The following is a 16041-nucleotide window of genomic DNA, read 5'->3' on the forward strand; positions in this document are numbered from 1 at the left end:
AGGAATATTTGATTTTTGCAAATAGTCGATTGATGCTTGCAAACAGTTAATCCTGCCTATACCCCATCTTTGTGTCATCAAATTCACTATAAATTGATTTCATATGACAACAAAGAAAAAAATAGCTATTGTAACTGGCGGCAGCCGCGGTTTAGGGAAAAATATGGCGCTGAGCTTGGCTAAGAAAGGCAATGACCTAATTATTACCTATCACAGCAAAAAAGAGGAAGCACTTGCTGTTGTATCAGAAATTGAGCAGATGGGTCAAAAAGCGGTGGCCCTGCAATTAAATGTGGGCGATGTAAAAACCTTTGATTCTTTTTTTTCCCAGGTAAGCATTATCCTACATGAGACCTTTCATACCGATAAATTTGATTTCCTGGTAAATAATGCAGGTATCGGAAAACACGTGCCCTTTGCAGAGACAACCGAAGAAGCCTTTGATGAATTGATGAATATTCATTTTAAAGGAGTTTATTTTCTTACGCAAAAAGCATTGGCACTTATTAAGGATGGCGGGCGTATCATAAATCTGTCTACCGGCTTAGCCCGCTTTACTTTAGAAGGAAACTCAGCGTATGCTTCTATGAAAGGAGCTGTAGAAACGTTGACTAAATACATGGCGAAAGAATTAGGCTCCCGCGGTATTACGGTTAATATAGTTGCTCCGGGTGCTATTGAAACTGATTTTGGAGGCGGCGCTGTGAGAGATAATCAGAACTTAAACAAATTTGTAGCCGGAATTACTGCTTTAGGACGTGCCGGATTACCAGATGATATTGGAGGGGTGGTAGCCTTCCTGTGCAGTGAGGATGCCAGATGGATTAACGCTCAACGGATTGAAGTATCTGGTGGCATGGCGCTTTAATACATAACTGAATCGGGTAATGTTCTGCCCGTATTCATTACCAGATTCAGTCTTCATTTTAAGGTAGGGAATTTTACTACAGCGTTTATTGAAATTCTCTACCTTTCATCATGACTTATTGCCGTCAGCGCCTACTAAGTTTTAACACCCCCTGGCAAGTGTCGCTTGCCATTTTAAGGTATGTGCATTTTGTAATGAAATGAGTGTATATTAAGTAATTCAATAGAACACACATTCATATTTTACCTTGCTCTAGAACACCATTATTGTAAGCGGACATACTTTTGTATCTTTGATATATACAAATGCTAAAGATGTGAAAACTACTTCACTAGAGGAATTCTACAATCAAGTAAACAGACTTATTCCGCAAGAATTAAGCAAAGAGATTGGGCATTTTAATGTTTTCAATATAGAGGATTTGAATGCAAAGGGAACGTCAGTTATGCCTTATAACAGACGTGCGTATTATAAAATAAGCCTGATAAGCGGCAGGAACCGGGCCGAATATGCTGACAAGGTAATTTCTATTGAAAACAATGCTCTCCTGTTTGCTACACCTAAAGTACCCTATCATTGGATACCAGAGGACACCAAGCAATCTGGCTACTTCTGTATTTTTACCGATGAGTTTTTACTCCCTGCCAAAAGCGGTGTGGTGTTAGACGACTTACCAATTTTCAGATCAGGTGGTTATCCGGTGTTTCAGGTAACAGAGGAAGACAAAGAAGATATTCTGTCCATTTTCAAGAAAATGAATAAGGAAATAACATCCAACTATGTCTACAAATATGACCTGCTGCGTAATTATGTATTGGAACTAATCCATTTCGGGCAAAAGCTGCAGCCCGTTACTTCTCTATACCCTACTCATACTGCTTCTGCCAGGGTATCTTCTTTGTTCATTGAACTATTGGAGCGCCAGTTTCCTATTGAATCGCCACACCAGAAGTTGCATCTGCGTACCGCTAAAGATTATGCGGACCGGCTGTCTGTACATGTCAATCACTTAAACAAAGTGTTAAAAGAAAATACAGGAAAAACTACTACCGATATTATCAAAAACCGTGTAGCACAGGAGGCAAAAATTCTTTTAAAACAAACTGACTGGAATATTTCTCAGATAGCTTATTGCCTTGGATTTGAGGAAGTAGCTCATTTCTCTAACTTTTTCAAAAAACAAACATCTGTAGCTCCGATAATTTTCCGTTCATAAACTCTTTTTTAAAAAGGTACTTTATATAAAACAGTAGCTGCTAGCCTGCAAAGTTGACGTATGCTGTAGCTATAGTATTGCTTAGCATGGTTAGGTGCTTTCCATGTTTATTACACTTTTGCCGCAATTTGTAGAACACCTGTGGTTAGTTTATCCAATGTTTGTTAGCTGGTATGGTTTTCCTTATGCAATAAAAGCGGCTCATACGAATTCTACTCTTCTTTGGGCTGCATAGTAGGCAGTTTGATAATAAATGTAGTTCCGACACCCAGTTCCGATTGCAGGTGAATAGAGCCCTTAAGCTTTTCAATAGCTTCTTTTACAATATACAAGCCAAGGCCAGAGCTGTTGGAGAGCTGGCTGCCTCTGTAAAACATATCAAATACCTTTTCTTGCTGGCAAGGGTCAATACCTATGCCATTATCTTTTACAGTTATTGTAGCAAAATGTGTATCTGTCTGTATGTGTATGTGAAGGAATGATTGATCAGCGTGCAAATTCTGATACTTAATGGCGTTTGAAAACAGATTACGCAGGATGATGTGCAACCGCCTGACATCATTATAATGAGGAGCCTCAAGCTTAAAATCTGTTAGCAGTTTCAGCTGGTGGGCATTCTCCATGTATTGGAGTTCGGCGTGCACATTATCTACTAATTCCGGGAAATTGATTTCTTCCTGATTAATGGTTATCCGCGAATTCCGGGAGTAGTCTAATATATCTTTTACAAAACCATCTAACTTATTAATACTCTTATCAATCATCTGCAAATACAGTTGTTGTTGTGCCGGATCTTGCTCAAGTTTAATTAGTGTGACCAGACCTAGAATAGAAGACAAAGGAGCCCGGATATCATGCGATACCCGGTATACAAAATTATCCAGCTCCTCATTCGTCTTTTTTAGGTCTGTTGTCCGGAGTTCTACCCTTGTTTCTAGTTCCTGGGCATGCGTCTTAATTTCTTCTTTTTGATCTTGAATCAGCCTGTTCATTTCTTTGAGAGATTCATTGGCTTTTTGCAATTCTACGGTACGTTGAGTTACCTTTTTTTCCAGCTTTTTGTTTTGTGCCCTAATACGTCTGATCCGCCAATAATAGAGGACGGTTAATAAGGTTGATGTAGCCAACAAAAAAACAAGGCGCGCCCACCAGGTATGCCACCAGGGCGGCGTTATGATGATTGTTAGGGTGCGGGATGGTACAGCAATCGTACCTTCTGTAACAGTAGTAAGCTCAAAGACATAGCGCTTTGGCGCTAAGTTCGTATAGGTTACCTTCCGGGTAGTACCTGCCTGCTGCCAGCTTTCATCGGTAAATCCTTTCAGCCGGTAAGCATATTGAATATCTTCCGGGGCAGTATAGTTTAGTGCGGCATATTCAATACTAAATACCGATTGTTTATAATCTAACGTAATTGCTTGCGTCTGATTCAGCCTGGCTTGTAAAGGAGAGTTGTCTTTGCCTATCGGAACAGGTTTATTAAAGATCTGGAAATCTATCCACACCAAGGGTACCTGTGACGTGAGTTGCTTTAAACTATCGGGATGAAACAAATTAAACCCATTATTTCCTCCAAAAAGCAATTCACCTGAATACAATTTACCCGAAGCTTGCCTATTGAATTGCAGGCTCTGAACACCGGCGCTGATGCCAAAAATTTGACACCTTTCCGTTTCCGGATCAAAACGTACAATTCCCTGGTTTGTGCCCAGCCACAGCAATCCCTTGTTGTCTTCCTCAATCGCATTAATCGTATTACTGGGTAGGCCATTCGCTACTGTAAACGTTTTAAACGTTGAATCTTTTTTTTGCAGCAGCTTTAACCCTCCACCCCCGGTTCCAATCCATATTCGTCCTTTATTATCTTCAACTAAAGCCCGCACTGCATAACCGGTTTCTCCTGGCTTTTGCAAAGGAATATGCTTAAACCATTCCCGTTTGTTATCTAGTACATCCAGATAGCCATTGGAAGTCCCAATCCATACATTGTTTAATGTATCTACCAGAAGCGCCCATACGAAATTATCACTTATGTCTGCCCGGTTGTTGGCTTTCTGGGTGAAAGCCGTAAACTTTTTTTGAACCGGATCAAATCTGCTGATTCCCCCACCAAAGGTACCCAGCCAAACATAGCCATCCTGATCTTGGGCCAGACAAGTTACATTGTCATTATTCAGTTGCCCTTCAACTGGCGCTTTTCCTTTTCGGAAATGGGTAAAAACTTTCTGCTGGGAATCAAAGTAATCCAGGCCGCCATCCCAGAATCCTATCCAGATCCCTTGCCTGCGATCTGCCAGCATGGCTTTAATTTTATTGCTGCCAATGCTAAACGGGTTGTTATAGTCGTGCCTGTAAGCTACAAAAGAATCTCTGGCTGGGTTCAGTACATTCAGGCCTCCTCCATCGGTTCCAATTAACACCTGGCCGGAAGGCTTCGCTAAGAAAGCACTTACATCATTATGAGTAAGAGAATTACCGCCAATTTTTGTATAATAATGTCCCATCTGGGTTAGATAGGGATCTGTCAGGCACAAGCCATTATTATTTGTGCCTACCCATAAACGTCCCTGTTTGTCTCCATATAAGCTCTTTACAGAATTGCCTGCCAGGCTTTTAGGATCAAAAGAATCATGATGATAGGTATAAAAGGATTTCTGGGCTTCGTTGTATAAGCACAAGCCTTTGTCGGTCCCGATCCATACCCGGTTATGCCCATCTTCTACAAGTGCCCATACCTGGTTGCTGGTTAAAGAATTATTTGCTGACGGCAAGTAACTAAAACGGGTAAATCCGTGTGAGGAACCTTCTTTCAGGTTTAAACCATTATTCCAGGTACCTACCCATAGCCTGTCTTTACTATCCCATAATATGCTAAATACATCGTTGTGGCTGAGACTTTGCTCATTGCCGTTCTCATGCAGATACCGCTGAAAAATACCAGTAGCAGGATCAAACTGATTAACACCACCGCCAATTGTACCAATCCAGAGTTTTCCTTGCTTATCTTCTGTAATGGCGCTTACCCGGTTATGACTAATGCTGGTTGAATCTTGTCGATCATGAATATAGGACTTAAACGTATATTTTTGTGTGTCGCATAGATTTAGGCCATAACCATTCGTACCCACCCAGATCCTACCTTTAGAATCTTTGTATAAGTCGTATATATAGTTACTGCTAAGGCTAGTATTTTGCTGAGGTACATGTTTGAGCTGCCGGAAATTATCTAATTTCCGGTTGTAAATGAAGATTCCCCCTCCCCAGGTTCCTACCCATACGTTATGGTCGTTATCTTCAACTAATGCTACAATGGGATGATTCGTCAGGCTGGTGCTGTCTCCCGGAATATGCTTATATACCTGGAAGGTATAACTATCAAATTTATTGAGGCCATCTTCTGTAGCCACCCAGATAAAACCTTCACTATCTTGCAATATTTTCCTTACATAATTATTGGATAGTCCATCTTGAACAGTATACCGCTTGAAGGATACTTGTGGTTTGCTTGCCCAGGTTTTCAGGCTTGGCCAAAACAAAAACAGCATAAGAAAAAACAAATAAGGAAAATAAGTAAACAGTTTTCTCATAGGCAACGCAAACTAAAAAATTTCCTTGCGAAATGTGGCACACAAGGAAGATGCACCTGTCTATTTAAGGCAGTACGTCTAACTTACGAAAATATACTATATGCGTATTGTTTATTTTTAGTGTTTTCTTCCAAATAAATAGAAAGTAACACAATAATAGTTATAGAACCTATTGAGTTAACCATATGTAGTAATTCATCACTATACCTGGACAGGGAAGCGGTTATTTTGTCTATACCTATTTTATGGAAGGAACCTATTGTATACATCCAAGGCTCCTCTATTTTTCTGTGCAGGTTAAATTATGAGAAAGGCCTTCTTCTATCATGGATATAGCTTAAGAATGCCTCCTGAAGAAGACAGTTTCTAACGGGCCGCCTATGTTTTAAGGAGATTTGAATCAGCTTTCTGGAAGCTTTACCAATTATTTCTTACTTAACTATCTGTTTGAGATAGCTACACACAAATTAGTCTAGCAATACAAGCTAGAATCGGCTAGGCTTTCATTGATTAGTAGTCTATTAAAATAGCTAGTTTATGGTTACTAGTTGTGGCTATGTATCCCTGTTTGTTAGCCACTTCTCTACCGCAGGCGCTTGGTATGCATTCATTTGGGTTAGTAGCACCTCTGCTTTATCTGCATGTAAAAGCATTTGGTGATGCTTTTCTCGCAAAAAACCTTCTTCTACCATTTTTTGGAAGAGTTGCAGTAGAAAATCATAATACCCATTTACATTTAATACCCCGGCAGGTTTACCGTGCAAGCCCAGCTGCGACCAGGTAAGAATTTCACATAACTCTTCCATAGTGCCCATGCCACCGGGTAAGGCAATAAACCCATCTGCCAGCTCCGACATTTTCATTTTCCGTTCATGCATCGATTCCACCAGAATTAGTTCGGTAAGGCTGGCATGGGCTATTTCTTTACCGGCCAAAAAGGTAGGCAACACACCCGTAACCTTTCCCCCCTGTTTTAACACTCCATCGGCTACTTTCCCCATTAAGCCTACTTTGGCCCCTCCATAAATCAGCCGGATGTTATTTTCTGCCAGTAATCTGCCCAGCTCATAAGCAGCCCCGGCATACAAAGGGCTGTTTCCCATACTGGAGCCGCAAAATACGCATACACTTTTCATGAGTTATTGCTTAGTTGGTTATTTACAAAAGTAAAGGTATCTATCCATACAGCAAGTTCTGGAAATTGTTTTTTACTGACCTTAGATAAATCCATTTAACATCCGGGCTATGCTTCTGCTTCTTAGCCTATAATTTGCTACCTTTGCCCCATGAATTATCTATCTGCTGAGTTTATCTCCAAAAGTTTCAGCGACAAATGGCTGTTTAAGAATGAGTCTGTGGGTATTAGCAAGGGTGAAAAAATTGCTTTAGTGGGAGCCAATGGAGCAGGCAAAAGTACCTTGCTGAATATTCTGGCTGGCAAACTACCTCCAGACGAAGGCAAAGTGAGTGTCCGGAAAGATATCACCGTTGGGTATCTGGGACAGCACCCTCAATTTGATGAAGAAAGTACCATTCTCGATACCCTGTTTGCTTCTGACAATCCAACTTTATCAGCCGTAAAAGCTTATGAAGAAGCATTGAATGGAAATGGCAACCTGGAGCATTGCATCGAGCGGATGGATGCCTTAAAAGCCTGGGATTACGAAGCCAAAGTAAAGCAGATACTCGGAAAATTGGGGATACATGATCTGGATAAGCCGGTAAAGCAACTCTCTGGCGGGCAACGCAAGCGGGTAGCCATGGCCCGTGTGCTGATCGAGCAACCCGACCTGCTTATTATGGATGAACCCACCAACCATCTGGATCTGCAAACCATTGAATGGCTGGAAAACCTTATTGCTACCCAGCAGCAAACGCTACTCTTAGTTACCCACGACCGTTATTTCCTGGATAGGGTAGCCAATGAGATTATCGAAATCAATCAGGGGCAATTTTTCCGCTACAAAGGCAATTACAGCTATTTTCTGGAGAAAAAAGCCGAACGGGAACTTGCCCAGGAAGCCGAAACAGAAAAAGCCAAAAACCTGATGCGTAAAGAACTGGAATGGATGCGGCGGCAACCCAAAGCCAGAGGTACTAAGTCTAAATCCAGGATAGATGCTTTTTACGAGCTCAAAGACAAAGCTAGCCGGCAGAATACGAGCAACGCTCTGGAACTGAGTGTAAAAACTACCCGCCAGGGAAGCAAAATTATGGAACTGGAAAAAGTAAATAAACAATTCGGAGACCAGGTACTGATAAAAGACTTTTCCTACGTATTTAAGAAGCTAGACAAAATAGGCATTATAGGAAGAAACGGGGTTGGGAAAACTACATTCCTGAATATGCTTACCGGCAAATTACAGCCGGACTCCGGTAAAATAGACCGTGGTGAAACTACTTCCTTCGGGTATTATACGCAGGATGAGCTTAGTTTCCAGGATGATCAACGGGTGATAGATGTGGTTCTGGAAATAGCGGAAGTAGTAACCATGGCAAATGGACAAACAGTAACAGCTTCGCAGTTTCTGCAATATTTCCAGTTTAGCGGAGCCATGCAATATAGCTTTATATCTAAGCTAAGTGGTGGAGAAAAAAGGCGTTTGCAACTGCTGAAAGTACTCATTAAAAACCCTAATTTCCTGATTCTGGATGAACCAACCAATGACCTGGATCTGGTAACACTGAATATTCTGGAAGACTTTCTGCAAAATTTCCCCGGCAGCCTGCTCATCGTTACCCACGACCGCTACTTCATGGACCAACTGGTAGACCATCTGTTCGTGTTTGAAGGTGAGGGAAAAATACGTGACTTTCCCGGAAACTATACCGACTACCGGGAGTGGCTGGAAGAAGAAGAAAAGCAACGCAAAATTGAATCGGCCAGTAAAACGCCTGTGCAAACCCAGCCAGCTGCTAAACAAGACACCTTTTCAGCTAAAAAGAAAATATCTTTCAAGGAAAAACAGGAATATGAGCAACTGGAAAAAGAGATAGAAGCCCTGGAACATCAGAAACGAGGCCTGGTAGAGAAATTAGCCAGCAGTATGGCTAGTCACCAGGAACTTACGGCATGGGCTCTGGAAATAGAAGAGATAGACCGTAAGCTCTCCAACAAATCAGACCGATGGCTGGAGCTGGGTGAACTGCTGTAGGCAATTTTTAGTTGGCAAAACCGGCAAATAAATCATTGGCATACGTCAAACTTTGCCGGTGAGCCTCAATAGCCGTTAAGGTGTTGGGTGAGCCTTTCTCCACGGCTTGCTCCAGCACTACATGTGGGCGGACCTTTAGCGTTTGCAGCGCTTTTACCAATCGTTTGTAGTCTATGTCTCCCTCACCAAACACTTCCGTCCAAATGCCTGCTTTCGACTGGCGCAAATGCAGTTCACTAATCCGCTTGCCATACAAACGTACAATATCAAACAAGGCTACTTGCGAATTCCCTGAACCACGGTAAATCCAGTGGGCATCCAGGCAAAGCGAGACATCCTTCGGATCGGTATGAAGCATCATATGATGAAACTCCCTGGCAGCATTCCGCATTTCCGGGTCATGCGTGTGATAGGCTAATAGGATATCTCTTTTCCGAAGTTCTTTCCCCAGTTTACCCAAAGCAGCTGCCTGAAGTTCCAGTTGTTTGTCATCTTTATCTTCCGGGCCACCCCAGCGGATCGGACTTGGATTGGTAACAATTATCTGTGTGCCTACAGCTGTTGCGGCTTCGGCAATAGCTACAACCGAATATATACTTTTTTCTATCTCCTCCGGTTTGTGCAATACGCTGTTTACATACAGAGACCGCATCTGCAAATTGTATTTTTTCAGCAGGGGTGCTAGTAGGGATATGTCTTTAGCTGCTTCAATAATGGGTTCATATCCCGTTAAACCGGATTGCGTAAATTCCCTCAGCGAGTTATCCAGATCAGCAGACCAGTTTCTTCCTTGCCGCTGCAAAAAAGTGAACCAGGGATACTGGTTACAGGCGATAGCCAGCGGTTTTGCCGCTTTTGCAGCAACCGCTGGATGGCTGCCAATAAAAGAAGCTACAGCCAGGTTAGCAATAGCTTTTACAAACATTCTGCGGTTTTGTAGCATGACGGATAATAAACAGTTTCTCCGTTTTTATTGAAATTTACGCCACATTCAGGCTTTTTCGTGGCATTATTACGCAGAATTTCTTTCCGCGTTAATAATTCCAAACGAACACCGGATTACCAGACTTTCATAATTCTTTTTACTCTGTGTTTCAGCAGCTTGCTCTTCCATCTCGCGTATTTTGGTAAGGGCAAATTGTTGAATAGTAAGCAGCGGTAATTCTATGCGTTGGCGCATGCGTATGGAAAGTTGCTCTACTGGTTTGTCATCCATTAATTTGGCAGAACCAGTGAGGCGCAGTACATGCTTCTTGGTGCACTCAAATTCATCGAAAATCATGTTCCATACGTTACCATATTTGGGATGCTCCGATAAAAAAGCAGTAAGCGGGAAAAAGCATTTACTCATAGCCATTTCGCAATTTCCCAGTAAGGTGCGGAAGAAAATAGAATTTTTATACAACTGCTGTACTTCTGCCCATCTGCCAGTTTTATCCATCTTATCCAGGGCCATGCCTACCCCATAATAGCCAGGCAAATTCTGTTTTAACTGGCTCCAGGAACCTACATAAGGTACCGCCCGCAAATCGTTCAAATTCAGCTTTCCGGCTTTACGTTTGGCCGGCCTGCTGCCTATGTTAGTTTCAGCATAATACCGCAAGGGACTGGCATAGTTGAGGTAATCCAGAAAATCCGGATGCTTCTTCAGTTGATTATAGGCTTCATAACTTTCGATAGCCAGGTCCTGCAGAAGTTTTTCCTCCATTTCGTTTAAGGTAGCATCTGTTTTATGCAAAGCGTTGGTAATACCGGCATGCAGCAATTGCTCCATATTAAACTGGGCAGAATCTACAGTTCCGAAATTAGAGCTGATCGTCTGCCCTTGAATAGTCAGTTGTATTTCTTTATTGGCAATATTGCTACCCATAGAGGCATAGAACTGGTGTGTTTTGCCACCTCCTCTGGCGGGCGGGCCTCCCCTGCCGTCGAAAAAGATAACATCTACATCGTATTGCCTAGAAATGGCACTCAGGGTTTCTTTGGTTTTATAGATGCTGTAATTAGCCATTAAATAGCCGCCATCTTTTGTACCATCCGAAAAACCCAGCATAATCGTTTGCGTATTGTTCCGCTGCGTGAGGTGCTGCCGGTAAGCCGGATTTTCATATAAGTTTTTCATTACTTCGCCGGCATGCTGCAGATCGTCAATGGTTTCGAACAAGGGTACAATGTCTACGCTCAGGGTTTCTTTCTGCCACCCGCTTAGTAAAAACAGGCCATATACTTCCAGTACATCCAGGGCACTTGTACTATGGCTGATAATATAGCGGTGACACCCTTCTTCTCCATTGGTTTGCTGAATGGTTTTTATAGCTGCCATGGATTCCAGTGTATCTTGCAGCAGTTCGTCGCTTAATACTGCCGGATCAGCCGGGGAATCAACTTTCAATAAAGCGGCTATTTTCTGCGCTTCTGAAAGTTCCTTATAATTTTTAGGAATAAGTGAGGTTTTTTCAGCAATAACCTCCATTGCCTGGGAATGAACAGAGCTATCTTGCCGGATATCCAGCGAAGCAAAGTGTAGCCCAAACAACTCTACTTTTCTTTGGAGATTTTCTACCAGGTTTACAAATAAACCATTGTGCCGCTCCTGCAATGTCTGGCGCATCTGTTCCAGCATGTCCATAATTTCCTCTTTGGAAAGGTCTGCTTTGTGGCCTGGAACAAATAAATTATTAAACAGTTTCTGTTCCAAGGAGGCCAGTACATTAGCTACTCCTTTAAATGTGAGGCGGCGCTTAAGTTTCCGCACATCGGCATAATACGACTTAATAATTGCTCCCCGTAGCGAATCAGCTACCTTCAAGGTAGTTTCTGTTTTCACAAACGGGTTGCCATCCCGGTCGCCTCCTGGCCAGAAGCCCATTCGGATCAGGGAATGTTTGCCGTAAATATCGGAAGGGAACTGATTTTTTAGTGAGGTTAATATTTGTCCGGCCGATTGGTAAAACACATTTTCCAGATACCAGATCAGGCTTACGGCTTCGTCGTAAGGGGTGGGTTTTTCTTTCTTAAAAAATGGAGTTTTACCCAGTTGCAGCAAATAACTATTTACTTGTGCGGTACTGTCATTAATAATAGCTTTGGATAGGTCATTAATAATTCCCAGTACTTCACTCGGATAGAACTGTGTAGGATGTGCCGTTAGCACCAGCCGCACAGAGAAATCTTTTAGTTTTTCCTCCAGCTGTTGTTTGGCTTTGGTAGTAGGCACCTGCGATTCTAGATTTTTTATGGTGCCAGGCCCGTTCATGTCATGGGTATCGCGGAAAGCGGCATCTTCCAGGGCATCAAACAATACTACCTGGCGCTCGGCATATTGGACAAACCTAAAAAGTAGATCGGTTTGCTCCTGCTCCGTGCGGTACGAGGTATATTGCTCAATAAATGAACTAATGATATCATCCGGGCTCTGTCCTTTGTTGTATCCTTCTTCGCAATGCAACAAAAACAACGACAGCAGTATACCAGTTTTTTCTACCCGGTGAAACGGAAGGGCTGTAAAAAGACTGTTGTATAGCTGAAATTTCAGACCTACCTGATGATTATAAATTTGTAAAAGGTTACCAGCAGAACCATCCATAATTCGTAAAAATGTTGATAAATTATACTACCTACGAATAGGCAAGAGGAATAATATTTGGCTAAACTACGAAAAAATAGATTGTTTGCCCATGAATGGAAGAAAAATTAACGATAACCTAATATAAAGTAAAAAAGTCACGAGTGCTGGCTTTCGTACAAATGACTACTGGCCAGTAACTAATGACTTTTTTTAACTAACTTATTCTGCAAATACTATCTCTCAAAGTTAATCCAATCCAGAGAGAGCAGATTTGTTTTAGGAGCTTCTTTCTTAATCACTACAAAATACAAGTCTTGTTTGGTACCCGTAGCTTGAATAGGAGTACTCGCCTCTATGTAATTTCTCCACTCGCCGGTAGCTTTATAATCCAGTGTGCTAATAACCGGGCCTTTTAAAGAGCCTGCCCGTACTTCTATCGTAGCATTCTGGTCTTTGGAAGCATAGCGGTAAGTAAGGCGGCTGATTCCTTTTAAATCAATATTTTTCAGTACAAAATAGGATTTATTATGAATGCTGCCTAAACCTCTTCTTTGTTTCTCCATGTTGAAGAGCACATCCGCCTCTTCGGCTTCTACTTTGGTAGGGCGTAATAGTAGTATATTAGTGGAAGTTAATGGCGTAATGGCTCCGCCTTTGTCGGTATATGAAGCGGTAAGGATATACCGGCCTTGCTCTTGTTTACCTACGTGATCTTTTAAGGTGATATTTCCCTGTCCCGGGAGTTTTGCATCTGGTTTAGCCATAGATAGAGACAATACATATTTCACCATTTCCGTAGCTTCATCTACGGATAATTGCGGATGGGCATTCATCGCATGTTCTCCCCAGACACCACCGCCACCGGTAATTACTTTATTTGCTAACCGGGCGACAGCATTTTTATCGCCCTGGTATTTTTTAGAAACTTCCATAAAGGCAGGCCCTACTGATTTTTTTTCTATCTGGTGGCAGGCTTTGCAATCGGAAGTAGCCATCAGACTTTTGCCCAAGTTGAAGGATGCCGTAATCTGCTGATGACCCATTACCTGCTCGTTACTGGCTACTTTGGGAATATAATTTAAGGCTACCTGTAGTTTCTTCTTATCAATCACTTTGTCTTCATTATCTTTTACCTCTACCATATATTTCAGCGGCGTATTGTCAGCAAAGAAGAATGAGCTGTTTTCTTCTGTTTTGATGGCCACCTGAGGTAAGGTATTGCCCACTTTAATTTCTAATGTATCGGTGCTTGATAACCCGGCTGGGTCTGTTACCTTTAAAGTAGCTTTGTAAATGCCATTTTTCTGGAATGTATAAGTTGGATTGGCCTCTGTAGAACCAACCACATCTCCCACGAACCGCCACTCATAGCTAAGTTTATCTTGCTCGTCAAAATCGTAGCTTCTGCGGCTGCTGAAGGATACTTTCATAGGAGCCAGACCGATGGTATCTCTTGCCATAATCTGAGCTACTGGCGCCCGGTTGCCTGGATTAAATTCTATTTTTACCAGACGGGCATCTTCATTATCAATTCCATAGACCGAACCGTACTCCAGCATATACATTTCTCCTTTCGGCCCGATTTCCAGGTCCACTGGTCTTTTAAAATCACCCACCATCGGCATAAAGGGTTCCATGCGCTTGTAATTCTGGTTTTCGTCCAGGCGCACTGCAAATACCCAGTTACGCATCCAGTCGGCAATAAACAGCGCTTTGTCATAATACGCCGGTATTTTTACGTCCGATTGTAAAGCCGGATTGTAATGATATACTGGTCCGCCAATGGCACAACGGCCACCCACACCCAGGTCCGCAAACTCATCTGATTTATTATACGGGTACCAGATCATGGCTTTTTGAGCAGAAGGCAAAGTTTTGGCACCAGTATTATTAGGAGAATTGTTAGTAGGACCATTTACATCAAACAGTTCGCCTACATTTTTGCTGGCAAAATCATACTCTTTGTACGCTTTGTTATCTCCTACAAGATAAGGCCATCCAAAGTTTCCGGCTTTTTTTGCCTGATTAAACTCATCGTAACCTCTGGGGCCTTGCGGACCATCCGTGCCAGAATCAGGGCCGATTTCACCCCAATACAATATAGAAGTTTCCTGATCTACGGATATGCGGTACGGATTGCGGCAACCCATCACATATATTTCGGGCCGCGTGCCAGGTGTGCCTTTCGGGAACAAATTACCTTCGGGAACAGTATAGCTCCCATTGGCTTCCGGGTGAATACGCAGAATTTTACCCCGTAAATCATTCGGATTGCCAGACGAACGCTGTGCGTCAAAAGTTAACCGGCCTTGCTGTTCGTCTATGGGAGCAAACCCGCTTGATTCAAAAGGCACGGTGTTATCGCCAGTAGAAATATATAAGTTTTTGTTTTTATCCCATGCCAGAGAGCCGCCAGTATGGGCACTTACTTCCAGGTCGATCGGTACTTCGATGATCACTTTTTCAGAAGCCAGGTCCAGGAAACCATCGGAGCCTAAGGTAAAACGGGAAATGTGTTGCTTATGCTTATTGTTCTCTGTTACTGTATGGAAGAAATAAATATAGTTATTGGTAGCAAAATCCGGATCAAGGGTTATTCCCAGTAAGCCGTTCAGGTATTTTTCAACAGCTTTCACAGGAAAATCACGAAGTAAGCGGGTCTTGTTAGAAACCGGATCGTACATGTAAAATTTGCCGCCTCTTTCCACAAAGAACACCCGGCCATCAGGAGCTACTGCCAGTTCCATAGGCTCGTTTAGATCATTGGAAAGAATGGTTTTAGTGAAACGGTTTTCTTCTGGCATTTTTACAGCATAGGCTTTGGAATAGTCTAAATCTTTATTTTCGCCAATAGCATACTTAATACCTTCCAGTAGATGGTTTACAAACAGGGGTTCTGAAAAAGATTCGTTGGTATGGCCTCCGCCAGTATAAAAGGCTCGTCCACCGTCAAATTCATGATACCAGGCTATAGGATGGTTTTCGCCATTTTCGCCACCTTCATAGCTATCCTCATCCAGCTTTGCCAGCACGTTTATATCCGGATTAATGCTTTTATAGTTGTACCATTCATCGGTACGTTCCCATCTGGCAGGCAGGCCTTTGGTTGCTTTGAAAGTAGTATCTATGACATCAATAATGGCTTTGCGTACATTGGGGTTGTTGGGATGGCTTTTAAAATAGGCACCCACCAGTTTATTATACCAGGGCCAGGTATATTCCGTATCTGCGGCTGCATGCACACCTACAAATCCTCCACCCGCCTGAATATACCGCTCAAAAGCTACTTGCTGATCGGCATTCAGTACATTTTGTGTAGTACTAAGAAATACCACGGCACTGTATTTTTTCAGGCTATCTTCTACAAAGTAGGCAGCATTTTTAGTGGTATCCACTACCATATTATTTGCCGCACCCATTTTTTGTATAGCTGCAATTCCACTAGGTATAGATTCATGATAAAATCCGGCTGTTTTGGAGAATACCAGGATACGGGCAGTTTTGGGCACTTCTGCTGGTACACTGGCCGTAGTAGCCGGAGCCGTTTTACAGGCATAAAATCCTCCGGCTGCAGAAGCCGAGAGAAAAAATGCGAGGGAGATTTTTTTAGTAAATGTTTGAATACGCATGAAGAGTTATGGTTTAGG

Annotated in this window: 8 protein-coding genes; 3 read left to right on the forward strand and 5 right to left on the reverse strand. The window is 42.5% G+C overall.

Annotated elements, in window-relative coordinates:
* Positions 1 to 103 precede the first annotated feature (103 nt).
* Together Q0590_RS01925 and Q0590_RS01930 are read left to right on the forward strand one after the other, a co-directional pair.
* Positions 104 to 868 (forward strand): SDR family NAD(P)-dependent oxidoreductase, encoded by a 765-nt coding sequence (locus Q0590_RS01925; RefSeq protein ID WP_302035787.1) that lies wholly within the window; start codon positions 104 to 106, stop codon positions 866 to 868.
* 316 nt (positions 869 to 1184) lie between these two features.
* A complete protein-coding gene (locus Q0590_RS01930) occupies positions 1185 to 2084 on the forward strand; it encodes a helix-turn-helix domain-containing protein (RefSeq protein ID WP_302036275.1) in 900 nt (299 codons plus the stop codon).
* A gap of 212 nt (positions 2085 to 2296) precedes the next feature.
* Here Q0590_RS01930 and Q0590_RS01935 read toward each other — a convergent pair whose 3' ends face one another.
* The gene (locus tag Q0590_RS01935; RefSeq protein WP_302035788.1) at positions 2297 to 5671 is read right to left on the reverse strand and encodes a sensor histidine kinase; all 3375 of its coding nucleotides are present in this window, start codon (positions 5669 to 5671) and stop codon (positions 2297 to 2299) included.
* Positions 5672 to 6225: 554 nt separating this feature from the next.
* Entirely contained in the window at positions 6226 to 6807 is a 582-nt protein-coding gene (locus Q0590_RS01940; RefSeq protein ID WP_302035789.1) for an LOG family protein, read from the reverse strand.
* A gap of 150 nt (positions 6808 to 6957) precedes the next feature.
* On the opposite strand from Q0590_RS01940, the gene Q0590_RS01945 reads away from it, so the two are divergent.
* Positions 6958 to 8826 carry an ABC-F family ATP-binding cassette domain-containing protein gene (locus Q0590_RS01945; RefSeq protein ID WP_302035790.1) on the forward strand — a complete coding sequence of 623 codons (1869 nt, stop codon included), beginning with the start codon at positions 6958 to 6960 and terminating at the stop codon, positions 8824 to 8826.
* 7 nt (positions 8827 to 8833) lie between these two features.
* Here the strand turns inward: Q0590_RS01945 and Q0590_RS01950 are convergent, their stop codons facing one another.
* The 3 genes from Q0590_RS01950 to Q0590_RS01960 form a co-directional block, all read right to left on the reverse strand.
* Positions 8834 to 9751 (reverse strand): sugar phosphate isomerase/epimerase family protein, encoded by a 918-nt coding sequence (locus tag Q0590_RS01950; protein ID WP_366970286.1) that lies wholly within the window; start codon positions 9749 to 9751, stop codon positions 8834 to 8836.
* An 87-nt stretch (positions 9752 to 9838) separates the two neighbouring features.
* Positions 9839 to 12412, reverse strand: a complete 2574-nt coding sequence (locus tag Q0590_RS01955) for a phosphoenolpyruvate carboxylase (RefSeq protein WP_302035792.1) — start codon at positions 12410 to 12412, stop codon at positions 9839 to 9841.
* A gap of 215 nt (positions 12413 to 12627) precedes the next feature.
* A complete protein-coding gene (locus Q0590_RS01960) occupies positions 12628 to 16023 on the reverse strand; it encodes a ThuA domain-containing protein (RefSeq protein ID WP_302035793.1) in 3396 nt (1131 codons plus the stop codon).
* Positions 16024 to 16041: the final 18 nt, after the last annotated feature.

The organism is Rhodocytophaga aerolata (assembly GCF_030503435.1).
Classification (GTDB): domain Bacteria; phylum Bacteroidota; class Bacteroidia; order Cytophagales; family 172606-1; genus Rhodocytophaga; species Rhodocytophaga aerolata.

What these genes read in the sequence shown, in the direction of transcription:
- Q0590_RS01955 (WP_302035792.1), bottom strand. Translation starts at nt 12,412, where the DNA reads ATGGATGGTTCTGCTGGTAACCTTTTACAAATTTATAATCATCAGGTA.
- Q0590_RS01945 (WP_302035790.1), top strand. Translation starts at nt 6,958, where the DNA reads ATGAATTATCTATCTGCTGAGTTTATCTCCAAAAGTTTCAGCGACAAA.
- Q0590_RS01960 (WP_302035793.1), bottom strand. Translation starts at nt 16,023, where the DNA reads ATGCGTATTCAAACATTTACTAAAAAAATCTCCCTCGCATTTTTTCTC.
- Q0590_RS01950 (WP_366970286.1), bottom strand. Translation starts at nt 9,751, where the DNA reads ATGTTTGTAAAAGCTATTGCTAACCTGGCTGTAGCTTCTTTTATTGGC.
- Q0590_RS01940 (WP_302035789.1), bottom strand. Translation starts at nt 6,807, where the DNA reads ATGAAAAGTGTATGCGTATTTTGCGGCTCCAGTATGGGAAACAGCCCT.
- Q0590_RS01925 (WP_302035787.1), top strand. Translation starts at nt 104, where the DNA reads ATGACAACAAAGAAAAAAATAGCTATTGTAACTGGCGGCAGCCGCGGT.
- Q0590_RS01935 (WP_302035788.1), bottom strand. Translation starts at nt 5,671, where the DNA reads ATGAGAAAACTGTTTACTTATTTTCCTTATTTGTTTTTTCTTATGCTG.